Raw genomic sequence first — 26,369 nt, forward strand, 5'->3', positions numbered from 1 at the left:
TAGCCCCAACAAGGAGTTTCCAATGTCCCTCAGCGAAAAACAGAAAATGCTGCAAGGCCAGCTCTACCACGCAGGCTGCCCGGAACTTCAGGCCGAGCAGATCGCCAACAAGCACTGGATGCACCGCTACAACGCCAGCGTCGAGCTGCTCAACGAAGCCCGCCATGGGTTGCTGGTCGAGCACTTCGGCAGCGTCGGCGACGGTGTGGTGATCCGCCCGCCGTTCTATTGCGACTACGGCTACAACCTCAGTGTCGGCGCCAATACCTTCATGAACTTCAACTGCGTGATCCTCGACGTGCTGCCGGTGCGCATCGGCGCCGACTGCCAGATCGGCCCTGCCGTGCAGATCTACACCGCCGACCACCCGCTCGACCCTGAGCTGCGCCGCAGCGGCCTGGAAAGTGGGCGGCCGGTGACCATCGGCGACAACGTGTGGATCGGCGGCGGGGCGATCATCCTGCCGGGGGTGAGCATTGGCGATAACGCCGTGGTCGGCGCCGGCAGCGTGGTCACCCGCGATGTGCCGGCGGGGGCAGTAGTGGTGGGTAACCCGGCACGGGTACGTCAACCTGCCCAGGGGCAGTAGCAGCCCACGGCCAGGGTGTTGCTGGCCTGCACCCGGCGCCCTTCATTCAGGGCCTTGAGGATAGGCTCGATGAAGCTGTTGCTGGAATTGCACACTGCGCCTTCGCTGTAGGGGCCGAAGTAGGCCAGCTCGCCGTTGCGGTCCCAGATCGCCACGGCGGGGGTGGCCGGCAGGTGTTCGCTGCCGGGCAGCCCGGCCAGGGGTTTGAGTGCACCGAGGTTGGCGGGCAGTTGGCCGTGGCTGCCGGGCCGTTGCACCACGTGGAAGCTGACCCCCTGTGGGGCAAAGTGCTCGACCAGCTCGCCCAGGTGCTGCTGGTTACCGACGTTGCACGGGCAGGCTGGGTCCCAGAAGTGCACCACGCGGATCGAGCCGGGGCCGGCCAGTTCGGGCGGCAGGCGCAGCTGGCTGCCGTCGAACAGTGTGGTCTGGTTGTCGAAGGGGCGCAGGTAGCGGGCCTGGAAACTGTCGTAGGCCCACCACAGGGCGGCGGCGCAGAGCAGGGCAATACTGGTCGAAAGCAGTGTCTTGGTAATTCGCATGTGAGTCCGCAATCCCTGTGGGAGCGGGCTTGCCCCGCGATCTGGTCATCGCGGGGCAAGCCCGCTCCCACAGGGACGAGTTGGCCTTGGGTCGTGCGCCAGCTTGCCATGGCGCTGCCATAAGCTGAATATCCCAGATCAATACTCGCCTCGTTGTGGATGTACCGATGCCTGCCGCTTTGAAGCCCGACCTGTTGCGCGCCAGCCTGGCGCCGCTTGCCGAACGCCAACCGTTGTCCGCTCAAGCCCGCGACTATCAACGCTATTACGGCCTGGAGCTGGGCGTGCCGAGCTGGCTTGGCGGCTTTCGCGCGGCGGGGTTCGAGCTGGTCGGCCAGGTCTGGCTCCCCGCGCAGCCGGTGGCGACGTTGTTCATGCTGCACGGCTACTACGACCACATGGGCCTGTACCGGCATGTCATCGAGTGGGCATTGGCGCAGGGCTATGCAGTGATCAGCTGTGACCTGCCAGGGCACGGGTTGTCCAGCGGCGAACGGGCCAGCATCGAAGACTTCGCCATCTACCAGCAGGCCCTCGATGCACTGTTCGAGCAGGCGCGCCAACTTGAGCTGCCGCACCCCTGGCACCTGTGCGGGCAAAGCACGGGCGGTGCGATCGTGGTCGATCACCTGTTGCATTGCGCCGAGCAGAGCCCGGCCGACGGCGAGGTGATTCTGCTGGCGCCGCTGGTGCGCCCGCGCGCCTGGGGTTGGTCGAAGCTGAGCTACCGGGTGCTGCGCCACTTCGTCAACGGCATCGAGCGGCGCTTCAGCGAGAACACCAACGATCCGGCGTTCCTGCCGTTCCTGGAGGCCGACCCGCTGCAGCCACGGCGCCTGCCGACTGCCTGGGTCGGGGCATTGATGAAATGGGTAAGGCGCATCGAGGCCGCGCCGCAGAGCGCGCGACGGCCATTGATCGTACAGGGGGAGGCGGATGCCACGGTGGATTGGCCGTACAACCTCAAGGTGCTAAAGGCCAAGTTCGCCGAGCCGCAGATCCTGATGCTGCCCGAGGCCCGGCACCACCTGGCCAACGAGCTGCCGGGCATCCGCCGGCGCTACTTCGACTTCATTGGCCAGCGCCTGGGCTGATCAGTTCAGGTCGTTGGCATTCTGGCCCACGGCGAGGGCCGCGCGCACCGCGCTTACCGCCGCTTTGTAGTAGGCCTGGCCGTCCGGCGACTCGGCGAAGGTCGAGAACTGCTCCAGCTCGGCGTCCGACAGGTCGCGATAGACATACAACAGGGTGTTGTCGAGGTCTTCGCCGACCTGGTTCATCAGGCGCTGGCGTTGGCCGTCGAGCAGGCTCTGCGTCTGACCTCCACCGAACAGGCCGGGGATCATCGAGCTGAGGCTGTCGGCGGCCACCCCGGCGATGGCCAGGCTGACTTCCGCACCGGCCTCGCGCGCGGGAAGCGCCTGTGCCAGGTGGCCGATGATCAGCTGGCGATTGTCGCTGGCCTGGATCTTAGGCAAGCCCTTGGCATTCTTGGCCAGCTGGTCCTTGCGCGTGGCCAGCAGCTCGGCGGCCACCACCTTGCGCCCTAGTGGCGACTGGAAGAAGGCCAGGGCCGGTGCCGGGTTCTTGAGGGTGCTGCGCAACTGCGCCTGGGCGCGGCGGTCCATGGCCTGGGCCTGGAAGCGCTGGTTGCTGTTGTTGACCAGCGCCTGGTAAACCGCAGGCGGCAGGCTGTTGCGGTAGCGCTGTTGGGCGGCGCTCACGGCATCGTTGAAATGGGCTCGCTGGTCGGGCCAGCCGGCGGCCTTGTACAGCTGATCAAGGTTGTCTGCCCAGACAGGCATGGTGCAGATCATCAGCAGAAGCAGGGAAAACAGACGGCGCATTCAGGACTCCTGTCGTCAGGCCGCCATTGTCCTTGGCATGGCGGGGCTTTGTCGAGTCGCCAGGGGCGCTTCCTGACCAAGTGGCGCTGTGCGCGGGCAGGCCGAATGGCTATGATGCGCCATGCACAATCCTTGCGAACATCCCATGCTGTCGGCAATCGTCGACGACCTGGCCACCCGTGGCTGGTCGCAGCAAACCCTCTTTCTACCCGACGGGCTGTCGCGTGAGCTCGCGCTCGAGTGCCGGCGCCGTTATGCCGAAGGCGAACTCAACCCTGCCGGGGTGGGGCGCGGCGCCGCGCAGGAAGTGCGCGAGGCGATCCGTGGCGACCAGATCCAGTGGATCGACCCTGGTGAATCCGCGGCCTGCGACCAGTATTTGGGGGCCATGGACAGCCTGCGCCAGGCCATCAACCAGGGGTTGTTCCTCGGGCTCGAGGATTTCGAGTGCCATTTTGCCCTGTATCCGCCGGGGGCCTTCTACCGCCGCCATCTGGATCGCTTCCGCGACGACGACCGGCGTACCGTTTCTGCGGTGTTCTATCTCAATGAAGGCTGGCAGCCGGACGATGGCGGGCAGCTGCGCATGTTCCTCGACGGCGATGTCGAGCATGACGTGCAGCCGATCGCCGGCAGCCTGGTGGTGTTCCTGTCTGGCGCCATTCCCCATGAAGTCCTGCCGGCCGGGCGCGAGCGCCTGTCGCTGACGGGCTGGTTCCGCCGCCGTGGCAATGACCCCTTCTGAGCCGCCGAGAGTCCTGGTCAGCGCCTGTCTGCTGGGCCAGCCGGTGCGCTACGACGGGCGTGCCAGCGGACACCCCGATCTGCTGCAGCGCTGGCAGGCCGAGGGCCGGGTAGTGCCGCTGTGTCCGGAAGTGGCCGGCGGCCTGTCGACACCCCGGCCTGCGGCGGAAATCCCGGGCGGGCAGGGTGGTCAGGTGCTGGACGCACAGGCACAGGTGCTGACGGCTAGCGGCGAGGATGTCAGCGCGGCGTTCATGGCCGGGGCGCAACGGGCGCTGGAGCTGGTTCGCCGGCATGGCATCCGGGTGGCGGTGCTCAAGTCCGGCAGCCCGTCGTGCGGTAACCGGCAGACCTACGACGGCACTTTCACGGGGGTGAAAGTAGCGGGCGAGGGCGTCACCACGGCGTTGTTGCGACGTGAAGGGGTGCAGGTGTTCAGCGAGCTGGAGCTGGACGAGGCCGAACGGGCGCTGGCAAGCCTGCAATAGGCGCCAGCGTCAGCAGGTACTCACTTGCGCGCTTCGCTGCGCAGCCATTTCTGTTCAAGCGCGGCTAGCCGGCCATCACTCTCGATCCGCTTCAGGGCATTGTTCACGGCACTCTCGAAGGCCGGATTGCCTTTCTGGAAGGGGATCACCAGGTGCGAGGTACTGAATGGCTGGCTGGTGACCAGTTCAGGGTCCAGTTCAGGTTGAGGCTTGTTGAAGGCAATGTCGTACTTGCCGCTGACCACGCCCGGCAAGACATCTTCAGCCGTGGCTTCGACGAACTCGGCGCGCACATCCAGCTCTTTGGCCAGGGCCTGGCCCAGCTCGATTTCGAAGCCGGTAAGGCGCTGGTCTTCTTTGAGCACATAGGGTGGCGTGTCGCTCAACACGGCAATGCGCAGTTCGCCACGGTCGTTGATTTCGTCGATCAGTTCGGCCTGGGCCAATGGGCAGAACAGTACTGCCAGCAGTACGCCAATGGTCAAACGCATGAAAGCCCCTTATTTGTATGGCAGATGAATGTCATTCGCCGCAGCTTGCTCCTCGCCCGGTCGAACGCAGCCTATGACCCCAGGACCTGGGTAATGTTTAACGTCATTAGCAACTATTTCTGTAGCGTTTTTCTGAACCTTCGCCGGCGCAGATGAACTATGGTGAATAACCGCTTTGCTTGGTTTTAGTGATAGCGGTCAATTGAAGTGAATGACAGGAGAAGTGAATGAAAAGCCTATTTTCGCGTGCTGCCGTTGCCGGTCTGCTGATGGGGGCGTCGGTGTTCGCCAGTGCTGCGGATGCACTCAAGAGCGAGCAGCCACCGGAAGGCGCCAAGGTCTTCATCGTTTCCCCCGCCGACGGCGCCACGGTCGACAAGACCTTCACCGTCAAGTTCGGCATCGAGGGCATTGCCCTCAAACCTGCCGGTGACCAGACCGCGCACAGCGGCCATCACCACCTGCTGGTGGATGTCGACAAGGCGCCGGTGGCTGACATGCCGCTGCCGACCAGCCTGATGCCCGAGAACAATGCCCCGTTGCCGGCCGGCCCGCAGGTGCTGCACTTCGGCAAGGCACAGACCGAGGCGACCATTACCCTCACACCGGGCAAGCACACCCTGCAACTGGTGCTGGGCGACAAGTATCACGTGCCGTTCAAGCCGAGCGTTGAATCGCAGAAGATTACCGTCAACGTCAAGTAAGGCTGGCGCCGGGCCCGCAGGATTGGGTTCAAATCGCCATAAAAAAAGGGAGGCCACCAGGGCCTCCCTTTTTCATGCAGCCAGCAAACTCAGAACAGTACGCGCGAGCGGATAGTGCCTTTGACGTGCTGCAGTTTTTCCTGGGCCAGGTCCGAGTACTCGGCGTCGACGTCGATCACCACGTAACCGACTTTCTCGTCGGTCTGCAGGAACTGACCGGAGATGTTGATACCGTTTTCGGCGAACACTTTGTTGATTTCGCTGAGCACGCCCGGAATGTTTTCGTGGATGTGCAGCAGGCGGTGCTTGCCTGGGTGCGCCGGCAGGGCCACTTCAGGGAAGTTGACCGACGACACGGAAGTACCGTTGTCGCTGTACTTGACCAGCTTCTCGGCCACTTCCAGGCCGATGTTGGCCTGGGCTTCGGCGGTGGAACCACCGATGTGCGGGGTCAGGATCACGTTGTCCAGGCCACGCAGCGGGCTTTCGAACTCTTCATCGTTGGAGCGCGGCTCGACCGGGAACACGTCGATGGCGGCGCCGATCAGGTGCTTGTCCTTGATCGCGGCGGCCAGGTGATCCAGCTCGACCACGGTGCCACGGGCGGCGTTGATCAGGATCGAGCCCTTCTTCATCGCGCGGATTTCCTTCTCGCCGATCATCCACTGGGTGGATGGCAGCTCGGGAACGTGCAGCGAGACGATGTCGGCCAGGCCCAGCAGTTCGTTCAGGCTGGTGATCTGGGTGGCGTTGCCCAGCGGCAGCTTGGTCAGCGGGTCGTAGAAGTAGACCTGCATGCCCAGGCTCTCGGCCAGTACCGACAGCTGGGTGCCGATCGAGCCGTAGCCGACGATGCCCAGCTTCTTGCCTCGGATCTCGAAGGAGTTGGCCGCGCTCTTGATCCAGCCGCCACGGTGGCAGGAAGCGTTCTTCTCAGGGATACCGCGCAGCAGCAGGATGGCTTCGGCCAGCACCAGTTCGGCGACCGAACGGGTGTTGGAGTACGGTGCGTTGAACACCGCGATGCCGCGTTCGCGGGCTGCGCCCAGGTCGACCTGGTTGGTGCCGATGCAGAAACAGCCGACCGCGACCAGTTTCTTCGCGCAGTCAAAGACCTCTTCGGTCAGTTGAGTGCGCGAGCGGATGCCGATGAAGTGGGCATCGGCGATCTTTTCCTTCAGTTCTGCGTCCGGCAGCGAGCCGGTGAGGTATTCGATGTTGCTGTACCCGGCAGCCTTGAGGGTATCCACCGCATTCTGGTGGACGCCTTCAAGAAGAAGGAACCTGATCTTGCTCTTGTCGAGAGAAGTCTTGCTCATCTGCGTAAACCTGTATCCCGGAGAAAAATGGCGAGGGGGGGTGAAGCGGCGCGGTGTCGGCCTTAGCACGAACAACGGGAGGGCTATGCTAGCATACGCGACTCAATCTGAGCTTATCCCGACAGGTGAAGAGTACTCAGGGTGACTATGAATAAGTCGAGGGTTCCAGCGATGACCCAGCCTGCATTGATTGAAGAGCTGATGACCCTGGTCGACCCAGGCAAGGTGCTTACCGACCCGGCCTCGCTCGACGCCTATGGCAAGGACTGGACCAAGCATTACCCGCCCGCGCCGAGCGCCATCGTTTTTCCCAAGACCATCGAGCAAGTGCAGGCCATCGTCGCCTGGGCCAACCGGCACAAGGTTGCCCTGGTGCCGTCCGGCGGCCGCACTGGCCTGTCGGGTGCCGCGGTCGCTGCCAACGGCGAAGTGGTGGTGGCCTTCGACAACATGAACCAGATCCTCGCCTTCAATGAGTTCGACCGCACCGTGGTCTGCCAGCCAGGCGTTATTACCCGCCAGCTGCAGCAGTTCGCCGAGGACCAGGGCCTGTATTACCCGGTGGACTTCGCTTCCAGTGGCTCCAGCCAGATCGGCGGCAATATCGGCACCAACGCCGGCGGCATCAAGGTCATTCGCTACGGCATGACCCGCAACTGGGTCGCCGGGCTGAAGGTGGTCACCGGCAAGGGCGAACTGCTCGAGCTCAATAAGGACCTGATCAAGAACGCTACCGGCTACGACCTGCGCCAACTGTTCATCGGCGCCGAAGGCACGCTGGGCTTTGTGGTCGAGGCAACCATGCGCCTGGACCGCGCGCCGCGCAATCTGACGGCGATGGTGCTGGGCACGCCGGATTTCGACGCGATCATGCCGGTACTGCACGCCTTCCAGGGCAAGCTGGACCTCACCGCGTTCGAGTTTTTCTCCGATAAGGGCCTGGCCAAGATCCTGGCCCGTGGCGACGTGCCCGCGCCCTTCGCGACGGACTGCCCGTTCTATGCCTTGCTGGAGTTCGAAGCCAGCACTGAGCAGGTAGCCAACGAAGCGCTCGCCACCTTCGAGCACTGCGTCGAGCAGGGCTGGGTACTGGACGGGGTGATGAGCCAGAGCGAGACGCAGCTGAAGAACTTGTGGAAGCTGCGCGAATACCTGTCCGAGACCATCTCCCACTGGACCCCGTACAAGAACGACATCTCGGTCACCGTGTCGAAGGTGCCGGCGTTCCTGCGCGATATCGATGCCATCGTCGCCGAGCACTACCCGGATTACGAGGTGGTCTGGTATGGCCACATCGGCGACGGCAACCTGCACCTGAACATCCTCAAGCCTGACCACATGAGCAAGGACGACTTCTTCGCCTCGTGCACCAAGGTCAACAAGTGGGTGTTCGAGATCGTCCAGCGCTACCACGGCTCGATCTCCGCCGAGCACGGCGTGGGCATGACCAAGCGCGATTACCTGGGCTACAGCCGCTCACCGGATGAAATTGCCTGCATGAAGGCAATCAAGGCGGTGTTCGACCCTAACGGCATCATGAATCCGGGTAAGATCTTCGCTCCCGAATAAAAAGCAGTGTTCACAGGAGTCGGCCATGAGTTACCAGCACCAGTACGTAGACGGCACGCGCATCCACTTCCCGCTGGGCAAGGTGGTGTGCATCGGCCGCAACTACGCCGAGCATGCCAAGGAACTGGACAACCCAATCCCCAGCGAGCCGCTGCTGTTCATCAAGCCGGGCAGTTGCGTGGTGCCGCTCGAGGGTGGTTTCAAGATCCCGACCGAGCGCGGCTCGGTGCACTACGAGGCGGAAATCGCCGTGTTGCTGGGCAAGTCGCTGTCGCCCCATCCAACCGAAGAAGAAGTGCTCGACGCCATTTCCGGCTTTGCCCCGGCGCTGGACCTGACCCTGCGCGACCTGCAGGCCAAGTTGAAGGAAAAGGGCCTGCCGTGGGAGCTGTGCAAGAGTTTTGACGGCGCTTGCGTACTGCCGCCGTTCGTGTCGGCGGGTACCTTCGAGGACCTCACCGACATCGGCATCCGTCTGACCATCAATGGCGAAGTGCGCCAGGACGGCAACAGCGCGATGATGCTCAACCCGATCGTGCCGATGATCCAGCACATGGCGGCGAACTTCTCGCTGCAGGCGGGCGACGTGATTCTCACCGGCACCCCGGCGGGCGTGGGGCCGTTCAATGTCGGTGACGAACTGGTGCTGGAACTTCCGGGCGTCAGCCGGTTCGAAGGCCGCGTGCTCTGACTCCGTAGAAGCGACGGCAGCCCTGCTGCCGTCGTGTGGCCATCACCTGATGGCATTTGTCGTTTTTTTCACAAACGATCCGGATAATGCGCAGTTTCATGTTCATTTGCCGACGTTAAGGAAGACATTACGGCCAACCATCAGGACCTCGCCAATGGCTATCCCGTCCACCGCTCCTGTTCCGCCCACCCGTAAACGTCATGCGCTGCTGCGTTGGCCGGCCTGGCTCGCTGCACTGGCACTGATCGGCTATGGCCTGGCCGTGGCCATGCACTGGGATGACCGAGGGCTGCTGTGGATAAAGGAGCGCTTCGAGACCCAGGCCGAACGCCAGGAAAGCATCTGGCTGCCGGACTATGTGGTGGACATCGATGCCAAACCGCTACCGGGCATGGAGCGGGACGAGGCCTCTGACCTGGCCTACAGCCCGCACACTCGCACCCTGTTCGCGGTGATGGGCAAGCACCCCTTCCTGGTCGAGCTGACGCTTGATGGTGATGTGCTGCGCAAGATGCCGCTGGTAGGTTGGTCGAACCCGGAGGGCGTAGCGGTGCTGGAGGATGGCCAGATCGCCATCGTCGACGAGCGCAACCATGACCTGACCCTGGTCAAGGTGGACGCCGGCACCACGACGCTGAACCGCGCCGACTTCCACAGTTACAACCTGGGTGATGAAAGCAATGGCAACAAGGGCTTCGAAGCGGTGGTCTGGGACCCGATGCGCCAGCGCCTGGTGATTGGCGAAGAACGGCCGCCGCAGCTTTACGTCTGGAGCACCGATGGGCGCAGCCCGCTGAAGGGCGAGAAGCAGCCGCTGGCCAGTGACGAACTCGACCTGCGCAACCTCTCTGCGCTGGGCGTTGACCCCCGCACCGGCCACCTGCTGGTGCTGTCGGCGGACTCCAACATGCTGCTCGAGCTCGATGAAAAGGGTGAGCAGGTCAGCTTCATGACCCTGCTCGGCGGTTTCAATGGCCTCAAGGAGCGCATCCCTCGGGCAGAGGGCGTGGCCATGGACGAGCAGGGCAACCTCTATTTTGTCAGCGAGCCCAACCTGTTCTATCGCTTCAAGAAGCACTGACGGGCGCTCAGAAAAGTCCTACGCTGGCATTAAGCTTTGCTTCAGTTGGTAGTGGTTAGATTCGTGCTCATTTTGCCGAGTTTGCCCCCATGCGCCCTAGTCGCCGTCTGATTTGTGCTGTCATCGCCCTTGCTCTGCTGCTTTTCGCCGGCGTGGCAGGGCACCACTTCCGCCTGTTCGAGCGCGGCTGGTTCAACCTCAAGACCTGGTGGCAGCCCGCGCAACAGAGCATGGGCCTGGACCGTTACCAGGTGGTGCTCGAGGCCCAGCCTGTCGTCGGCCTGGACGACGACGTCTCGGCGCTGACCTACGATCCCGACCGCAAGAGCCTGTTCACCGTCACCAATGCCAAGTCCGAGCTGATCGAGTTGTCGCTGGACGGGCGCATCCTGCGGCGGATTCCCCTGACCGGCTTCGGTGACCCCGAAGCGGTGGAGTATGTGGGCCCCAGCACCTATGTGATCACCGATGAGCGCCAGCAGCGCCTGATTCGTGTGCGCCTGGACGACGACACCCTGTTCCTCGACGCCAACGATGCCGAGCAGCTCAGTCTGGGTATCGGCCTCAATGGCAACAAGGGGTTCGAGGGGCTGGCCTATGACTCGGCAGGCAAGCGCCTGTTTGTGGCCAAGGAGCGCGACCCGATGGTGATCTACGAGGTGCATGGCTTTCCCCATGACAACCCCGACAAACCCTACGCCGTGCATGTGGTACAGGACCGCAAGCGTGACCGGCGGTTGTTCGTGAGGGACCTGTCGAGCCTGCAGTACGACGAGCGCAGCGGGCATCTGCTGGCGCTGTCGGACGAGTCGCGGCTGGTGCTGGAGCTGGACGTGAAGGGCAGGCCGCTGAGCACGATGTCATTGCGCAAAGGGTTCCAGGGCTTGCAGCAGACCGTGCCGCAGGCAGAGGGGATTGCGATGGACGACGCCGGGACCCTTTATATGGTCAGTGAGCCGAACCTGTTCTATGTGTTCAAGCAGCCGGCTGACTGAATGGGCTGAACAGATCGCGGGGCAAGCCCGCTCCCACGTGGGAGCGGGCTTGCCCCGCGATAGCGTCTTTACTGTCTGAACCTCAGACGGAGCCCACTTCATGTCCCTCAGCCTGTCCCTCGCCCAGGCCCGCCGCCTGGCGCTGTCCGCCCAAGGCTTCGGCAAGCCCCCCGATACCCCGGCCACCCCGGCCAGCCTCAATCGCACCTTCCAGCGCCTGGGTGTGGTGCAGATCGATTCGGTCAATGCCCTGGTCCGCTCCCACTACCTGCCATTGTTCTCGCGCCTGGGCGATTACCCGCAGGCGTCGCTCGACCAACTCGCCTGGGGCACGCGCCGCCAGCGCCGGCTGTTCGAGTATTGGGGCCATGAAGCCTCGCTGCTGCCGCTTGCGCTGTACCCGCTGATGCGCTGGCGCATGGCCCAGGCCCGTGAAGGCCAGGGCATCTACCGGCAGCTCGCGGCCTTTGGCCGTGAGCGTCCCGAGGTGATCGAGCGCGTTCTGGCGGCGGTGGCCGAGCGCGGCGCATTGGGCGCTGGCAGCCTGTCGACCCGCGAGGAGCGCGCCGGCCCCTGGTGGGACTGGAGCGAAGAGAAACACGCATTGGAATGGCTGTTCGCCGCAGGCGAGGTGACGGTGGCCGGGCGTCGCGGTTTCGAGCGCCTGTACGACCTGCCCGAACGGGTGCTGCCTTCGACCCTTCTCGACCAGCCGGTACCCAGCGCGGCCGAAGCCCATCAAGGGCTGATGTTGCATGCCGCCAACGCGCTCGGCGTGGCCACCGAGCAGGACCTGCGCGATTATTTTCGTCTGTCACCCCAGCACAGCAAGGCGGCCCTGGCCGAATTGCTGGCGGACGGGCGCTTGCAGGCCTGTTCGGTTCAGGGCTGGAAGCAACCCGCCTATCTGGCGGGCACGCCGCGCATCCCCCGGCGTATCCACACCAGCGCCTTGCTGTCGCCGTTCGATTCGCTGGTCTGGGAGCGCAGCCGCACCGAGCGGTTGTTCGACTTCCGCTATCGGCTGGAGATCTACACCCCGGCGCACAAGCGGGTGTACGGCTATTACGTGCTGCCTTTCCTGCACCGCGAGCGCATTGCCGCGCGCCTGGACCTGCGTGCCGAGCGTGGCCAGGGGCGGCTGGCGGTGCACGCGGTGCATGAAGAAGATCAAGGGCTGGACGAGGAGGGCTATCGGGCGCTGGCAGTAGAGTTGCGGCGCCTGGCCGGCTGGCTGGGGCTTGAGCAGGTACAGCTCAACTGCCCTCGCGTCGAGGGCAGCCGGCTGCGTCAGGCATTGCTCAGCGGCGCACCTGCTTGAGGGTTTCGGCGATCAGGAAGGCCAGCTCCAGCGACTGGTCGGCGTTCATGCGCGGGTCGCAATGGGTGTGGTAGCGATCGGACAGGGCGTCTTCGGTGATCGGCCGGGCGCCGCCGATGCATTCGGTGACGTTCTGCCCGGTCATCTCGATATGGATGCCGCCGGCATGGCTGCCCTCGGCCTGGTGCACCTGGAAGAACTGCTTGACCTCGTCGAGGATCTGCGCAAAGTCGCGGGTCTTGTAGCCGCTGCTGGCCTTGATGGTGTTGCCATGCATCGGGTCCGAGCTCCACAGCACCTTGCGCCCTTCGCGCTCGACGGTACGGATCAGCCCCGGCAGGTGCGCGCCGACCTTGCTGGCGCCCATGCGCACGATCAGGTTGAGGCGGCCCGGGTCGTTGTCCGGGTTGAGCACGTCGATCAGGCGGATCAGCTCTTCGGGGTCCATGCTCGGCCCCACCTTCACCCCGATCGGGTTGTGCACACCGCGCAGGAACTCGACATGGGCGCCGTCCAGCTGGCGGGTGCGGTCGCCGATCCACAGCATGTGCGCCGAGCAGTCGTAATAGTCGCCGGTCAGGCTGTCACGGCGCACGAAGGCTTCTTCATAGTTGAGCAGCAGCGCTTCGTGGGCCGTGAAGAAGCTGGTTTCGCGCAGCTGTGGCGCAGTATCCAGGCCGCAGGCACGCATGAACGCCAGGGTTTCATCGATGCGGTTGGCCAGCTGGTGGTACTTGTCGGCCAGCGCCGAGTTGGCGATGAAGTCCAGGTTCCACTTGTGCACCTGGTGCAGGTCGGCGAAGCCGCCCTGGGCGAAGGCGCGCAGCAGGTTGAGGCTGGCCGTGGCCTGGTGGTAGGCCTGCAACAGGCGCTCGGGGTCGGGCACGCGGCTGGCGGCGTCGAAGCCGATGCCGTTGACGATGTCGCCGCGGTAGGCGGGCAGGGTGACGTTGCCGATGGTTTCGTCGTTGGCCGAGCGCGGCTTGGCGAACTGGCCGGCCATGCGCCCGACCTTGACCACCGGGCAGCCGGCGGCGAAGGTCATGACGATGGCCATCTGCAGCAGCACCTTGAAGGTGTCGCGGATCTTCGCCGCCGAGAACTCGGCGAAGCTTTCGGCACAGTCGCCGCCCTGCAACAGGAACGCCCGGCCCTGAGTGACCTTGGCGAACTGCCGGCGCAGCTCACGGGCCTCGCCGGCGAACACCAGCGGCGGGTAGCTGGCCAGCGTTTGCTCCACCTTCAGCAGGTGGGCGGCGTCCGGGTAGACGGGTTGCTGCTGGATCGGCAGGGCGCGCCAGCTGTCAGGGCTCCAGGGTTGGGTCATCACGGGCTCTATCTATAAGTGTCGGTTCAGGCGTAGCTGCCATGGTACAGCCGCCGACGTGCTTGTTGCACCACCGGCATTGGCGGACAATGCGCGTTTTGCGCAGGCGGTGGTGGGATGGCGACGGAGCGGGAAGAGCGGCTGCTGGCACGGGTGGAGGACGCCTTTGGCGTCATCAGCGTGTATGAGGTGGAAGACTACCGCTTCCTCGAATTCGGCGATGCCATCGAGCAGAGCTGCACCTTCACCGCCGACCCCAGCTGGCTGGAGTACGACTACACCCGCGCCATGCTGGTCGGCGCGCTGTGCCATGCACAGCCCGAGAGTGCGCTGTTCCTCGGTCTGGGCGCCGGCACCCTGACCCAAGCCTGTCTCAAATACCTGCCGCTGGACGATGTCGAGGCCATCGAACTGCGCCCCGACGTGCCGCGCCTGGCCATGGAGTTCATGGGCCTGGACGATGACCCGCGGTTGTACGTACGGGTGGGGGATGCCATCGAACTGCTGCCGACGGCGGAAAAGGCCGACCTGGTCTTCGTCGACCTCTACACCGACCATGGCCCCGGTGTCGGCCACCTGGCCTGGACGTTCCTGGAAAACTGCCAGAAGCAGCTCAACCCAGGTGGCTGGCTGGTGATCAACCAGTGGGCCAGCGATGACGGCCGGCCACTGGGTGCCGCCTTGCTGCGCGGGCTGTACCACCGGCATTACTGGGAACTGCCGGTGAAGGAGGGCAACGTGATCCTGCTGGTGCCCGCCGATCTGGATCAGCAGCTGGACATCGATGGCCTGCGCGCCCGGGCCGAGGCGCTGGCGCCTCGTTTGGGCTACTCGCTGGAATACCTGATCAAGGCGGTAAGGCCGGCAACCTGAAAGCATCGCGGGGCAAGCCCGCTCCCACGCGTTCATCGGGTTTGGACTGCCCCTTGGGATATTTAAGGGAAGGGTTCGTGGGAGCGGGCTTGCCCCGCGATGGCCCGTGTGAAGGAAACGTTTCAGCCCGGGCGAGGCAATGGCCAGATACTGGCCTTTTCCGCTGAAATATTTCTCACGGTTCCAGGCAATTTCGTATATAGTACGCGCCGGTCTTTTAGCGGGCCGCAAATCAGGTGGTGCAAATCCTCCGAACCCAGCTTCGGCTGCGCGTCCGCTAGTCGGACTTTCCCAAGACGTTCCCATTTTCAATCGTTTTCGCAAATCCCCGCCGCCAAAGCTGCCTGGGTGACCGTTTGGTCTTTCAAGGCATGTGCAGCTTTGGAGCATGGGTCTTTGCGGATGCACCTAGAGGCAGACCCATGACCCAGGAAACCGGCGGATTCGCCGCTCTCGATCTCAATCCGAATATTGTTGCTGCCGTCGTGGCCACCGGCTACGAAGAGCCGTCGGCCATTCAGCAACAGTCGATCCCGATCATCCTCGCCGGTCACGACATGATCGGCCAGGCGCAGACTGGCACCGGCAAGACCGCTGCCTTCGCCCTGCCGATCCTCAACAAGATCGACGTGAGCAAGCGCGAACCGCAAGCCCTGATCCTGGCGCCAACCCGTGAGTTGGCGCTGCAAGTTGCTACCGCTTTCGAAACCTACGCCAAGCAGATGCCGGGCGTTAACGTGGTGGCCGTCTACGGTGGTGCCCCGATGGGCCCACAACTGCGTGCCATCCGTAACGGCGCGCAAATCGTCGTCGCTACCCCTGGCCGTCTGTGCGACCACCTGCGTCGCGACGAGAAAGTCCTGTCCACCGTGCAGTACCTGGTACTGGACGAAGCGGACGAGATGCTCAAGCTCGGCTTCATGGACGACCTCGAAGTGATCTTCGACGCCATCCCGGCCTCGCGCCAGACCGTGCTGTTCTCCGCCACCCTGCCGTCTTCGATCCGTTCGATCGCCGAGCGCCATCTGCGCGAGCCGAAGCACGTCAAGATCCAGAGCAAGACCCAGACTGTCACCGCGATCGACCAGGCCCACCTGATGGTCCATGCCGACCAGAAGATCCCGGCTGTTCTGCGCCTGCTGGAAGTGGAAGAGTTCGACGCGCTGATCGCCTTCGTGCGTACCAAGCAAGCCACCCTGGACCTGGCCGCCGCGCTGGAAGCCAAGGGCTACAAGGCTGCCGCGCTGAACGGTGACATCGCCCAGAACCAGCGTGAGCGCGTGATCGACTCGCTCAAGGATGGCCGCCTGGACATCGTCGTCGCCACCGACGTCGCTGCCCGTGGCCTGGACGTACCGCGCATCACTCACGTGTTCAACGTTGACATGCCGTACGACCCGGAGTCCTACGTGCACCGTATCGGCCGTACTGGCCGTGCCGGTCGCGAAGGCCGTGCGCTGCTGCTGGTTACCCCGCGTGAGCGCCGCATGCTGCAGGTTATCGAGCGTGTTACCGGCCAGAAAGTCGCCGAAGCCCGCCTGCCTAACCCGCAAGCCGTGCTGGATGCGCGCATCAAGAAGCTGACCAAGAGCCTGGCGCCGCTGGTGGCCGAGTCCGAGGCCAGCCACGGCGAGTTGTTCGACCGCCTGACCGCCGACCTGGGTTGCAGCGCGCGTGCACTGGCTTCGGCCCTGCTGCGCAAGGCCACCAATGGCCAAGCCCTGGACCTGGCTTCGGTGGAGCGCGAGCAGCCGCTGGTGCCGACCCACACCCCGCGCGAGCGCAGCACCGGTGAGCGTGGCGAACGTGGTGAGCGCAGCGAGCGCAGTGGTGACCGCGAGCGTCGTGCGCCGATGCCGCTGGCCGAAGGCCGCGTGCGTTGCCGTACTGCCCTGGGTGCCCGTGACGGTATCGCCGCCAAGAACCTGCTGGGCGCGATCCTCAACGAAGGTGGCCTGGCGCGTGACGCCATCGGCCGCATCCAGGTACGCGACAGCTTCAGCCTGGTCGAGCTGCCGGAAGATGGCCTGGAGCGTCTGCTGACCAAGCTCAAGGACACCCGCGTAGCCGGTAAGCAGCTGAAGCTGCGCCGCTACCGCGAGGATTGATCCTGGCGCTGCACTGAAAAAATCCCCGGCCTTGGTCGGGGATTTTTTTTGCCTGCACCGACCTCTTCGCGGGTAAACCCGCTCCCACAGGTATTGCGCCGGATTTGAACTTGGCGCAATACCTGTGGGAGCGGGTTTACCCGCGAAGAGGCCCTTCAGTCGAACCGATAGATATCCATCCCCAGCGCCCCCAGGGTGAAGCCCTGGTGCACGATGCCGAACCGTTCACCCGACCCCATGGCGAAGTACAGCGGCAACAGGTGCTCGTCACTGGGGTGATTGCGCACTGCAAATGGCGCCTGCCGACGATAGTCCACCAGCGCATCCTGGTCCCCTGCCTCCAGCCGTTCCACCACCCAATCACGAAACGCCAGGGCCCAGGGCTCGACCGCATCCGGTCCGGCATGCCAGTCGAGCTCGCCGAGGTTGTGGGTGATGCTGCCCGAGCCGACCAGCAGGATGCCTTCCCCGCGCAGTGCCGACAGTGCCTGGCCGACCTTCAGTTGCAGGGCGGGGCCGGCCTGGCTCGGCAGCGACACCTGGATCACCGGGATGTCTGCCGCCGGGTACATCAGCGACAGCGGCACCCAGGTGCCATGGTCGAAGGGGCGTTTGTCGTCCTGTTTGGCGCCCAGCAGGTCGGCAACCCGGCTGGCCAGGGCTGGCTCGCCCGGTGCCGGATACTGCACGGCATACAGGGCCGGCGGGAAGCCGTGAAAGTCATGCCAGGTCTGTGGCTGGGGGTTGCCCGTCACCAGCAGCTCGCGGCTCTCCCAGTGCGCCGATACCACCACAATTGCCTTCGGGCGGGGCAGGGCGCGGGCCAGTGTGGCCAGGGCCGGGCCGCTGGCGCCAGGTTGCAGGGCGAGCATGGGCGATCCGTGGGAGATGAACAGGCTGGGCAGCATGGCGAGTTCCTGGCAGGTAAGATGCTGTCATCTTCGGTCAGGAAACGATCGAGATCCAATATAAGTTTTTACGGCTAAATATCGAAAAACCGGGAGGAATCATGGAGCCAGCGTTCTGGCACAAGCGGTGGGCGGACAACCAGATCGGCTTTCACCAGCCCCAGGTGAACCCTTACCTGCAAGCGCACTGGCCGGCGCTGGGCCTTGCCGTCGGGGCCCAGGTGCTGGTGCCCTTGTGTGGCAAGAGCCTGGACCTGCTGTGGCTGGCTGCGCAGGGGTATCGAGTGCTTGGCGTCGAGCTGTCGCGGCGGGCGGTGGAAGACTTCTTTGCCGAGCATGGGCTGGAGGCCGAGGTTTCGCAGCGGGGCGCTTTCGAGGTGTGGCGCTGTGGCGAGATCGAGCTGTGGTGCGGGGATATCTTCGCGTTGAATGCCGAGGACGTGGCCGGCTGCACCGGGCTGTACGACCGGGCGGCGCTGATTGCCCTGCCGCCCCGGATGCGCGAGCGCTACATGGCGTTGCTGGATGATTTGCTACCCACGGCCAAGGGCTTGCTGGTGACGCTGGACTACGACCAGTTGTTGATCGACGGGCCGCCGTTTTCGGTGGGAGATGCCGAAGTGCGTGCCGGGTTTTCCGGGTGGCAGGTCGATGAGGTCGAGGGGCGGGAGATTCTGGGCGAGAGCCCGAAGTTTATGAAGGCAGGTGTCGGAAGATTGCTGGAGCGAGCATACAGTGTTCGGCGCTGAAGCCATCGCGGGGCAAGCCCGCTCCCACGATTCCCTAGCGCCACATCGCTCAGCGTGGGAGCGGGCTTGCCCCGCGATGAGGCCGGTATCGGCAATGAAAAAGGGCGACCGAAGTCGCCCTTTTCGCTCAAGCCCTGAATCAGCCGCGGCGACGCAGTGCGTCGATGCGGTCTTCCAGTGGCGGGTGGCTCATCAGCAGGCCGGCCAGGCCGTGCTTGAGGCCACCGTTGATGCCGAAGGCCTTCATGGTATCGGGCATGTGCACTGGCAGGCCCTGTTCGCTGCGCAGGCGCTGCAAGGCACCGATCATCGCGCCGGTACCGGCCAGGTGGGCGCCGGCTTCGTCGGCGCGGAACTCGCGGCGGCGCGAATACCACATGACGATGATGCTGGCGAGGATGCCCAGTACCAGCTCGGCGACGATGGTCGCCACGAAGTAGGCGATACCGTGGCCTTCTTCGTTCTTGAAGATCACCCGGTCGACGAAGTTGCCGATGATGCGGGCGAAGAACATCACGAAGGTGTTCACCACGCCTTGCACCAGCGCCATGGTGACCATGTCGCCATTGGCCACGTGGCCGATTTCGTGGGCCAGTACCGCGCGCACTTCATCGGGCGAGAAGCGCTCGAGCAGGCCCTGGGAAACGGCGACGAGCGCGTCGTTGCGGTTCCAGCCGGTGGCGAAGGCGTTGGCCTCGTAGGCCGGGAAGATCCCCACTTCGGGCATCTTGATGCCGGCTTCGCGGGACAGCTCCTCGACGGTCTGCAGCAGCCACTGTTCGTGGCGGGTGCGTGGCTGGCTGATGATCTGCGTGCCGGTGCTCATCTTCGCCATCCACTTGGAGATGAACAGCGAGACCAGCGAACCTGCGAAACCGAACACGGCACAGAAGACCAGCAACTGGCCCAGGTTGAGGTCAACCCCGTTGGCGGCCATGAACCCGTTGAAGCCGAACAGGCTCAGGGTAATGCTTGCAACCAGCACCACCGCGAGGTTGGTGGCTACAAACAACAGAATGCGCATCATGGTTGTCACGTTCTCCTGACGGATAAGATTGTTGCGTACTGCGGGGGTATATAAGGGGGAGGCCTGGCGGATTCAACCGGTCGACTATTTCAAACTGTGTACGCGGGGAGTATGGCAGAGGATGCCGCAGAGGCTGCGGGAGAGAGCGTTGCAGGATGTAAGAATGATCGCGGGGCAAGCCCGCTCCCACGATACTTTGCCAACAGGCCCATTAGTTTTTTCCTGTGCAATGCCCATGAAAATGCTCGTTTCGCACCTGCCAGGGCTTGCCGAGAATGCAGGCAAACCCAGACAGGAGCTGCACCCATGACCTTCTCCATCATCGGCCGCTGCCAGGACACCGGCCAGGTCGGCATCGCCATCAGTTCGTCGAGCATCGCCGTGGGCGCCCGCTGCCCCTGGGTGCGGGCTGGCGTGGGCGCAGTCGCGACCCAGAACATCACCTTGCCGGCGCTCGGCCCGCAGATCCTCGATGCCCTCGAGCAGGGGCAGTTGCCGCCTGCCGCAGTGCTGGACCAGGTGCTCAGCGCCAACGGCTGGAGCGAGTACCGCCAGGTGACGGTGATCGACAGCCGTGGCCAGGTGGCGCTGTTCACCGGCAAGGAGGCCCTGGGCGTGCACAACGCGGTGGCTGGCGAGCAATGCGCGGCGGCGGGCAACCTGTTGTCGTCGCAGGCCGTGATCGAGGCGATGGTCGCCGCCTTTGAACAGGCCGGCGGCCACCTGGCCGATCGCCTGTTGGCAGCGATGCATGCGGCCATGGCCGCCGGCGGCGAGGCGGGGCCGGTGCATTCGGCGGCGATGAAGATCGCCGGCGAGCTGACCTGGCCGTTGGTTGACCTGCGCGTGGACTGGGCCGAGCAGGACCCGATCGGCGAACTGGACAAGTTGTGGCAGGCCTATCGCCCGCAGATGCAGGACTACGTGACCCGTGCACTCAACCCCACCGTCGCGCCGAGCTACGGAGTGCCGGGCGATGAATGAGCTGTCCAGCCAGGCGTTGCTGGCGCGGCTGGTGGGCTTTGCCACCGTCAGCCGCGCTTCGAACCTGGAGCTGATCGGCTTCATCCGTGACTACCTGGCCGGGCTTGGGGTCGACAGCGAGCTGTTCCTCAATGAAGAGGGCACCAAGGCCAACCTGTTCGCCACCATCGGCCCGACCGATCGCGGCGGCGTGGTGTTGTCCGGGCACACCGACGTGGTGCCGGTGGACGGCCAGGCGTGGACCGTCGAGCCCTTTGAGCTGACCGAGCGTGATGGCCGGCTGTATGGTCGCGGCACCGCCGACATGAAGGGCTACATCGCCTCGGTGCTGGCGGCGGTGCCGGCGTTTCTGGCGCAACCGTTGAAGCTGCCGGTGCACCTGGCGTTCTCCTATGACGAAGAAGTCGGTTGCCTGGGCGTGCGCTCGATGCTCGAGGCACTGCAGCAGCGGCCACACAAACCAAGGCTGTGCCTGATCGGCGAGCCCACCGAGCTCAAGCCGGTGCTTGGCCACAAGGGCAAGCTGGCCATGCGTTGCCAGGTGCATGGCGCGGCCTGTCATTCGGCGTATGCGCCCTATGGGGTCAATGCGATCGAGTATGCCGCGCGGCTGATCGGCAAGCTGGGCGAAATCGGCGACGAGCTGGCGCGGCCCGAGCAGCATGACGAGCGCTTCGACCCACCGTTCTCCACGGTACAGACCGGGGTGATCAAGGGCGGACGGGCGTTGAACATCGTGCCCGAGGAGTGCGAGTTCGATTTTGAGGTGCGGGCCTTGCCGGGGTTCGAGGCGCAGGCGGTGGCTGACCGCTTGCAGACCTATGCCGAGGCCGAGTTGCTGCCGCGCATGCGGGCGGTGAGTGCAGGCAGTGACATACGCCTGAAGCCGTTGAGCGCGTACCCGGGGTTGGCGACGCCGGCCGACAGTGAGGCGGCGCGGCTGGTGGCACTGCTCAGTGGCTCTGATGACTTCGGTACGGTGGCGTTCGGGACCGAGGGGGGGCTGTTCGACCAGGCCGGTATTCCCACCGTGGTGTGTGGGCCAGGGAGCATGGACCAGGGACACAAGCCGGATGAGTTTGTCAGCGTGGAGCAGTTGCGCGGGTGTGATGCGATGCTGGTCAGGTTGGCGGAGTACTTGCGCACGGCTTGATGGACAGATCGCGGGGCAAGCCCGCTCCCACGGGTTGGACTGCTCCCAAGGGTTGGATTGGTGTCCAACTTCTAGGAAGGGTCTAACCCGTGGGAGCGGGCTTGCCCCGCGAATGAGGCCTGAAAGTCAGAAAGTGGCCTTGACCTGCAGGCCCACCACCAGCGCGTTATCGATCTCTTTCCCGGAAAACGCCCCCGGCTCGACGATGTACTGCACATCCGGTCGCAGGTTGAGCCAAGGCGTGGCCTGGTAGCCATAGCTCAGTTCAATCAATTGCTCGGCACTGTCCAGGTTGGGGAAGTCCTGCCCGGCATCGAATGCGGCGTCTTCCAGCACATCCCGGCTACGCGGGTTCGGCACCGCACGGCCATACCCCAGCGCCACGGTATCCTTCGGGCGGCCTGCGAACGGCTTGTACAGCACAACGCCAGTGCCATACCACTTGGTGAACGGCGAGGCCGCCTTGCTCGATGCCGAATACTGACCGAAGGCATGCAGGCTGCGGCCCGGCGACGTGGGGTCGTTCCATACGGCCTGGTCGATCAGCAGATAATGGCCGCCGCGTCCCGACACTTCCTTGCTGCTGCCAATGCGCTTCACATCGGAGCTGTCGTAGTAGTAGCCCAGCTTGTACTCGCCCGGCAGCTCGCCCTGCAGCTTGTACACCAGCTCCACCGGGACCACCGTGCCGGTGGTGTGCTTGGGGCCCAGGTGCCAGGCACGGCTGGAATTGCCATTGCTCTCGGGGTCGACGTTGAACGCGGCCATCCGCAGCTGCCAGGCCGGCGAGAGGTCGTACTTGACCCGCGCACCCAGGTGGGCGTTGGGGTAGTTGGTCCAGCCGCTGCCGCCGGACATGTTCAGCGGGTGGCCACAGAAACCGGCGTTCATGAAGTTGCACAGGATGCCGCTGTCCAGGCCGCCCAGGTCGTTGCCCATGGCCATGTAGCCGAGCTTGACGTTGAGCGCCGGGGTGAAATTGCGCTCGTAGCTCAGTTCGGTCAGGCGGGTGTACAGGCCACCGTAGTTTTCCTGGATGGGCAGGCGGTTGCCCACCAGGTCTTCCGAGGCGCTGTTGCCGCGACGGTCGTTGATGGTCAGCTGGACTTTGCCGTCCAGGCTGTACAGCTTCGCCAGGTCGAATTGCACGCCAAGCTTGAGGTTCTGCGAGTAGCGCGCCGAGCGGTGCAGGCCGCCGTGGGCGTTGTAGGCGGTTTCGCCGCTGTAGTCGCCGGTGAACTTGATGCCGTCTTCTTCGAGCTGGTGGCGCAGGCCGCCCCAGTCGCCGGTCAGGGTGTTGCGGGTGAGCAGGTCGTTGTCGGCGAGGGCGGTGGTGCTGGCGACTGCCAGGAGCAGGGCAGGGGTGATGCGAATAGCGGATGGCATTGCAGGTAATCCTGAAATCGTGTGGAAACCATCGCGGGGCAAGTCGCATCGGCGCACCGCCGCTCCCACGCCAGCATCAAGGGGCTGCGTGGGAGCGGGCTTGCCCCGCGATGTCTGTCAGAGGTTTATGGCAGTGCGTATGCCATCACGTAGTCGCCACGGTCGGTCGACTGGCGCGCGCCGCCAGCGGTGACCACCACGTACTGCTTGCCGGTCTTGGGCGAAACGTAGGTCATCGGGCCGCCCTGGCTGCCCACTGGCAGGCGGGCTTTCCAGACTTCGTTGCCGTTGCTGCTGTCATAGGCGCGCAGGTAGAAGTCCTGGGTGCCGGCAATGAACAGCAGGCCACCTTGGGTCGACAGGGTGCCGCCCAGGGTCGGCAGGCCGATCTTGATTGGCAGGTGCATGCGGATACCCAGGGGGCCGGTGTCCTCGACGGTGCCCACCGGCACTTGCCAGGCGATTTGCCGGGTCTTCATGTCGATGGCGGTCAGGGTGCCGAACGGCGGCGCCTGGCACGGGATGCCGGCTACCGACAGGAAGCGGTTCTTGTTCACCGCATACGGGGTGCCCTTGAGCGGTACGGCGCCCATGCCGGTGTTCAGCGCTTCGCCACCGCCCGCTGCCGCGCCCTTGTTCTGCGAAGGGATCATCTGGATCCACAGGCCCAGGCGCATGTCGTTGACGAAGATGAAACCGTGCACTGGGTCAGTCGAGAGGCTGCCCCAGTTCATGCCACCGAGCGAACCCGGGAAGCTCAGCGACAGGTCGGTGCCTGGCGCGGTGTACAGGCCGTCGTAGCGCATCTTCTTGAAGTCGATGCGGCACAGCAGTTGGTCGAACGGGGTGGCGCCCCACATGTCCGATTCGGTCAGGGTCTGCGCGCCGATCTGCGGCATGCCGACGGATTTCGGTTGGGTGGGCGAGTACGGCTCGTTGGGGATGTTGCTCGGCTTGACCGGTACTTCATCGACCTGGGTCAGCGGCTTGCCGGTGGCGCGGTCGAGCACGTAGATCTGCCCGGCCTTGGTGCCGATCACCACCGCGGGCACGGTCTGGCCATCGTCCTTGGTGAAGTCGATCAGGCTGGGCTGCATCGGCAGGTCGAAGTCCCAGAGGTCGTTGTGCACGGTCTGGTACACCCACTTCTGGTTGCCGGTGGTGGCGTCCAGGGCCAGCACCGAAGCGCCATAGGTGTGGTCCAGCTGGTTGCGCTCGACACCGTAGATGTCGGTGGACGAGGAGCCCATCGGCAGGAACAGGGTGTTCATGGCCGGATCGTAGGACATCGGTGCCCAGCTGTTGGGGGTGCTGCGCACGTAGGTGGCGTCGCCTTCAGGGGCTTTGCGATCTTCTGGGTTGCCTGGGTCGAAGGCCCAGCGCATTTCGCCAGTGATCACGTCAAAGCCGCGAATCACGCCGCCGGGCATGTCGGTCTGGACGTTGTCGGCCACACGACCGCCGACCACCACGGTGGTACCGGCCATCAACGGGGCGGACGACAGCTGGTAGTACGAGTCGGGCACATTGCCCAGGCCCGTCATCAGGTTGACCTGGCCGTTGTTGCCAAAGCCCTGGCAGAACTCGCCGGTATCGGCGTCCACGGCTATCAGGCGGCCATCGATGGTGTTGGTGAGCAGGCGGCGCTGGCAGTTGGCACCGGCGGGCACGCTGGCGACCGTGATGGGCGAGCTGCCTGGCTGGGAAGGCTGGGCGATCGGCGCGCTGGCGTCGAAGTAGGCCATGCCACGGCAACGCTGCCAGACTTTGGACTGGGCGTTGATGGCGTTCTTCCACAGCTCCTTGCCGGTGTCGGCGTCGAGGGCGATCAGGTTGTTGTGCGGGGTGCAGATGAACACCTTGTTGCCAACCTGCAGCGGGGTGAGCTGGTCTTCGGCGCCGTTGCCGTCGCTGATGGCCACGTCACCGGTGTGGTAGGTCCAGGCCACTTGCAGTTTGTCGACGTTGCCACGGTTGATCTGGTCCAGGGCGGCGAAGCGGCTGCCGCCTTCGGTGTTGCCGTAGTGGGCCCAGTCCTTCTGTTCCTTGCCAGCTTCGACTGGAGTCAGGCCCGGGCCTTTGCCGGTGGGGGCTACGCTGGGGTGGGCGACGAACATGTTGCCGGCGGCAATCGCCAGCAGCACGGCCAGCACAGCGGCGATGCCATAGGCGCCGCGGCCGCTGCTGCCGCCCTGGGCGCGCACCAGCAGCGGATAGACCAGTGCCACCAGCAGGCCGATCGCGCCGAACATGAACAGGCGCGAGAACAGCGGCCAGAACACCAGGCCGGCGTCGGTCACGGCCCAGATCAGCGTGCCGAGCAGGAACACGGCGTACAGCCAGGCGCCGGCGGGTTTGCGGCGGGCAATGAGCAGGCCGGCGATGGCCATGGCCAGGCCACCGACCAGGAAGTACCAGGAGCCGCCGAGGCCGGCGAGCTTGAAGCCGCCGGCGGCCAGCAGCAGGCCGAGCAGGGCGACGATCACGCCCAGGCCGACCAGGATGAATGTGGGGGCGCCAGTGGCGCGGGGGTTGTCTTTCATGCCAGGGATCTCGCAGGTGGAATGCGGCGCAGTTTAAGCCCTTAGCAAGCTAATTAACAAGTTAGTACATTTTTTGCTGGGGCTGATTGCCGCAGGGGTGGAATGGGGAATTTGTGGGTAAAAGACTAGATCATGAGGAGAAAATTCGGCTGCGCTCCGGGTTTGTCGGGGGATTCTGTAGCGCCTATGAGATCGAGCGCCGCCCGCGCGGCGCTCGATCTCATAGGCGCTGCAAAACCATCGGCGAACACCTGGTGGCCTTAACCCAACCCCTCAACCCCTCAACCCCTCCAGCAAACACCGCAGCGCCCCCTTGACCCGCTCCGCCGCCGCCTGCGGATCATCCTGCGCCACCACCCAGATCCCGGTATCCCCCATGGCCCCATTGATCAGATGCGCCATGGCCACCGCGTCAAATGCCCGCAACCGCCCAGCCTCCTGCAATTCCACCAGCCCCTGGGCCATGGGCCCGATGTAGCTGGCCTCTTCCAGCTCGCGCAAGCGCAGGCCCAGCACGCCCGGCGCATCCTGCAGCAGGATGCGCCGCAGGACCGGGTCGCGCAGCAGGTCGTAGTAGTGCAGGCAGGTGTCGATGTATGCCTCCAAGGGGTCTTCATGGGTGGCGTAGCGCACATCCAGCGCCTGGTTGATCTCATCGAGCAAGCTCTGCACCACCGCGGTGAACAACCCGGCCTTGCCACCGAAATGGTGATGCAGGGCACCACGGGTCAGGTCGGCTTCGGCGCACAGGTCGTCCATGACCACGGCACTGAAGCCCTTCTCGGTGAACTGGCGGCGGGCGACGGCGATCAGCCGTTCGGTGGTGTCAGCGCTCATGGCGGCGCGGCTACGGCGAGGGGTGGGCATGGCTGGCTCCAGCTGAAAGCGATGCCGCGCAAATTAGCATACGTTGCGTATGTCAATAAATGG

24 protein-coding genes and 1 pseudogene are annotated in these 26,369 nt (G+C 64.5%); 15 read left to right on the plus strand and 10 right to left on the minus strand.

Going from position 1 to position 26,369, the window contains the following annotated elements; translation table 11 throughout:
* Positions 1-22: 22 nt before the first annotated feature.
* Positions 23-589: a sugar O-acetyltransferase gene (locus RTH46_RS01815; protein ID WP_153785478.1), complete on the plus strand. Its 567-nt coding sequence runs from the start codon at positions 23-25 to the stop codon at positions 587-589.
* On the opposite strand, the gene RTH46_RS01820 is transcribed toward RTH46_RS01815, so the two are convergent.
* Positions 568-1,131, minus strand: coding sequence for a DUF6436 domain-containing protein (locus tag RTH46_RS01820; RefSeq protein WP_153785479.1), 564 nt, complete (start codon positions 1,129-1,131; stop codon positions 568-570). The two genes, RTH46_RS01815 and RTH46_RS01820, sit on opposite strands and share 22 nt — an antisense overlap.
* Before the next feature lie 167 nt (positions 1,132-1,298).
* Between RTH46_RS01820 and RTH46_RS01825 the strand changes: the two genes are divergently transcribed.
* Positions 1,299-2,225, plus strand: a complete 927-nt coding sequence (locus tag RTH46_RS01825) for an alpha/beta hydrolase (RefSeq protein ID WP_153785480.1) — start codon at positions 1,299-1,301, stop codon at positions 2,223-2,225.
* Here the strand turns inward: RTH46_RS01825 and RTH46_RS01830 are convergent, their stop codons facing one another.
* Positions 2,226-2,978 carry a DUF2059 domain-containing protein gene (locus RTH46_RS01830; protein ID WP_110992100.1) on the minus strand — a complete coding sequence of 251 codons (753 nt, stop codon included), beginning with the start codon at positions 2,976-2,978 and terminating at the stop codon, positions 2,226-2,228.
* Between the two features lie 121 nt (positions 2,979-3,099).
* Between RTH46_RS01830 and RTH46_RS01835 the strand changes: the two genes are divergently transcribed.
* Positions 3,100-3,723, plus strand: a complete 624-nt coding sequence (locus RTH46_RS01835; protein WP_153785481.1) for a 2OG-Fe(II) oxygenase — start codon at positions 3,100-3,102, stop codon at positions 3,721-3,723.
* Positions 3,710-4,210, plus strand: coding sequence for a DUF523 domain-containing protein (locus RTH46_RS01840; protein WP_316904918.1), 501 nt, complete (start codon positions 3,710-3,712; stop codon positions 4,208-4,210). The genes RTH46_RS01835 and RTH46_RS01840 overlap by 14 nt, the downstream gene beginning before the upstream one ends.
* 20 nt (positions 4,211-4,230) lie before the next feature.
* Here RTH46_RS01840 and RTH46_RS01845 read toward each other — a convergent pair whose 3' ends face one another.
* Positions 4,231-4,701 (minus strand): transporter substrate-binding domain-containing protein, encoded by a 471-nt coding sequence (locus RTH46_RS01845; RefSeq protein WP_153785483.1) that lies wholly within the window; start codon positions 4,699-4,701, stop codon positions 4,231-4,233.
* A 227-nt stretch (positions 4,702-4,928) separates the two neighbouring features.
* Here RTH46_RS01845 and RTH46_RS01850 point away from each other — a divergent pair, with 227 nt between their 5' ends.
* On the plus strand, positions 4,929-5,405 hold the full coding sequence (locus tag RTH46_RS01850; protein ID WP_110992104.1) for a DUF4399 domain-containing protein: 477 nt from the start codon (positions 4,929-4,931) through the stop codon (positions 5,403-5,405).
* 89 nt (positions 5,406-5,494) lie between these two features.
* On the opposite strand, the gene serA is transcribed toward RTH46_RS01850, so the two are convergent.
* Positions 5,495-6,724, minus strand: a complete 1,230-nt coding sequence (gene serA / locus RTH46_RS01855) for a phosphoglycerate dehydrogenase (RefSeq protein WP_110992105.1) — start codon at positions 6,722-6,724, stop codon at positions 5,495-5,497.
* A gap of 171 nt (positions 6,725-6,895) precedes the next feature.
* On the opposite strand from serA, the gene RTH46_RS01860 reads away from it, so the two are divergent.
* From RTH46_RS01860 to RTH46_RS01880, 5 genes are all read left to right on the plus strand, one after another.
* Entirely contained in the window at positions 6,896-8,293 is a 1,398-nt protein-coding gene (locus tag RTH46_RS01860; protein ID WP_316904919.1) for an FAD-binding oxidoreductase, read from the plus strand.
* 25 nt (positions 8,294-8,318) lie between these two features.
* The gene (locus RTH46_RS01865) at positions 8,319-8,984 is read left to right on the plus strand and encodes a fumarylacetoacetate hydrolase family protein (protein WP_125860970.1); all 666 of its coding nucleotides are present in this window, start codon (positions 8,319-8,321) and stop codon (positions 8,982-8,984) included.
* Between the two features lie 154 nt (positions 8,985-9,138).
* Entirely contained in the window at positions 9,139-10,065 is a 927-nt protein-coding gene (locus RTH46_RS01870) for an SdiA-regulated domain-containing protein (RefSeq protein WP_371923651.1), read from the plus strand.
* Between the two features lie 89 nt (positions 10,066-10,154).
* Positions 10,155-11,060 carry an SdiA-regulated domain-containing protein gene (locus RTH46_RS01875; protein WP_316904920.1) on the plus strand — a complete coding sequence of 302 codons (906 nt, stop codon included), beginning with the start codon at positions 10,155-10,157 and terminating at the stop codon, positions 11,058-11,060.
* A gap of 100 nt (positions 11,061-11,160) precedes the next feature.
* Positions 11,161-12,381, plus strand: a complete 1,221-nt coding sequence (locus tag RTH46_RS01880; RefSeq protein WP_153786882.1) for a winged helix-turn-helix domain-containing protein — start codon at positions 11,161-11,163, stop codon at positions 12,379-12,381.
* Here the strand turns inward: RTH46_RS01880 and RTH46_RS01885 are convergent.
* Entirely contained in the window at positions 12,362-13,708 is a 1,347-nt protein-coding gene (locus tag RTH46_RS01885) for a class II 3-deoxy-7-phosphoheptulonate synthase (protein WP_316904921.1), read from the minus strand. The genes RTH46_RS01880 and RTH46_RS01885 overlap by 20 nt on opposite strands.
* 117 nt (positions 13,709-13,825) lie before the next feature.
* On the opposite strand from RTH46_RS01885, the gene RTH46_RS01890 reads away from it, so the two are divergent.
* A complete protein-coding gene (locus RTH46_RS01890; protein WP_279846091.1) occupies positions 13,826-14,581 on the plus strand; it encodes a spermidine synthase in 756 nt (251 codons plus the stop codon).
* A 388-nt stretch (positions 14,582-14,969) separates the two neighbouring features.
* Positions 14,970-16,689: pseudogene (locus RTH46_RS01895) on the plus strand (DEAD/DEAH box helicase).
* Positions 16,690-16,844: 155 nt separating this feature from the next.
* On the opposite strand, the gene RTH46_RS01900 reads toward RTH46_RS01895, so the two are convergent.
* Positions 16,845-17,597, minus strand: coding sequence for a DODA-type extradiol aromatic ring-opening family dioxygenase (locus tag RTH46_RS01900; protein WP_153786878.1), 753 nt, complete (start codon positions 17,595-17,597; stop codon positions 16,845-16,847).
* A gap of 101 nt (positions 17,598-17,698) precedes the next feature.
* Between RTH46_RS01900 and RTH46_RS01905 the strand changes: the two genes are divergently transcribed.
* Positions 17,699-18,346: a thiopurine S-methyltransferase gene (locus tag RTH46_RS01905; protein ID WP_316904922.1), complete on the plus strand. Its 648-nt coding sequence runs from the start codon at positions 17,699-17,701 to the stop codon at positions 18,344-18,346.
* A 139-nt stretch (positions 18,347-18,485) separates the two neighbouring features.
* On the opposite strand, the gene htpX is transcribed toward RTH46_RS01905, so the two are convergent.
* Positions 18,486-19,373, minus strand: a complete 888-nt coding sequence (htpX, locus tag RTH46_RS01910) for a protease HtpX (RefSeq protein WP_125463197.1) — start codon at positions 19,371-19,373, stop codon at positions 18,486-18,488.
* A gap of 306 nt (positions 19,374-19,679) precedes the next feature.
* On the opposite strand from htpX, the gene RTH46_RS01915 reads away from it, so the two are divergent.
* Both RTH46_RS01915 and argE read left to right on the plus strand, forming a co-directional pair.
* On the plus strand, positions 19,680-20,357 hold the full coding sequence (locus tag RTH46_RS01915; RefSeq protein ID WP_153786431.1) for a DUF1028 domain-containing protein: 678 nt from the start codon (positions 19,680-19,682) through the stop codon (positions 20,355-20,357).
* Positions 20,350-21,510: an acetylornithine deacetylase gene (argE, locus tag RTH46_RS01920; RefSeq protein ID WP_316904923.1), complete on the plus strand. Its 1,161-nt coding sequence runs from the start codon at positions 20,350-20,352 to the stop codon at positions 21,508-21,510. The genes RTH46_RS01915 and argE overlap by 8 nt, the downstream gene beginning before the upstream one ends.
* Positions 21,511-21,636: 126 nt before the next feature.
* Here argE and RTH46_RS01925 read toward each other — a convergent pair whose 3' ends face one another.
* From RTH46_RS01925 to RTH46_RS01935, 3 genes are all read right to left on the minus strand, one after another.
* Positions 21,637-22,896 carry a carbohydrate porin gene (locus RTH46_RS01925; protein ID WP_153786433.1) on the minus strand — a complete coding sequence of 420 codons (1,260 nt, stop codon included), beginning with the start codon at positions 22,894-22,896 and terminating at the stop codon, positions 21,637-21,639.
* 125 nt (positions 22,897-23,021) lie between these two features.
* Positions 23,022-25,439 (minus strand): glucose/quinate/shikimate family membrane-bound PQQ-dependent dehydrogenase, encoded by a 2,418-nt coding sequence (locus tag RTH46_RS01930; protein ID WP_316904924.1) that lies wholly within the window; start codon positions 25,437-25,439, stop codon positions 23,022-23,024.
* A gap of 273 nt (positions 25,440-25,712) precedes the next feature.
* On the minus strand, positions 25,713-26,306 hold the full coding sequence (locus RTH46_RS01935) for a TetR/AcrR family transcriptional regulator (protein ID WP_316904925.1): 594 nt from the start codon (positions 26,304-26,306) through the stop codon (positions 25,713-25,715).
* Between the last annotated feature and the right edge of the window lie 63 nt (positions 26,307-26,369).

Origin of the sequence: Pseudomonas sp. zfem004 (genome assembly GCF_032621715.1) — a bacterium.
GTDB classification, from domain to species: domain Bacteria; phylum Pseudomonadota; class Gammaproteobacteria; order Pseudomonadales; family Pseudomonadaceae; genus Aquipseudomonas; species Aquipseudomonas sichuanensis.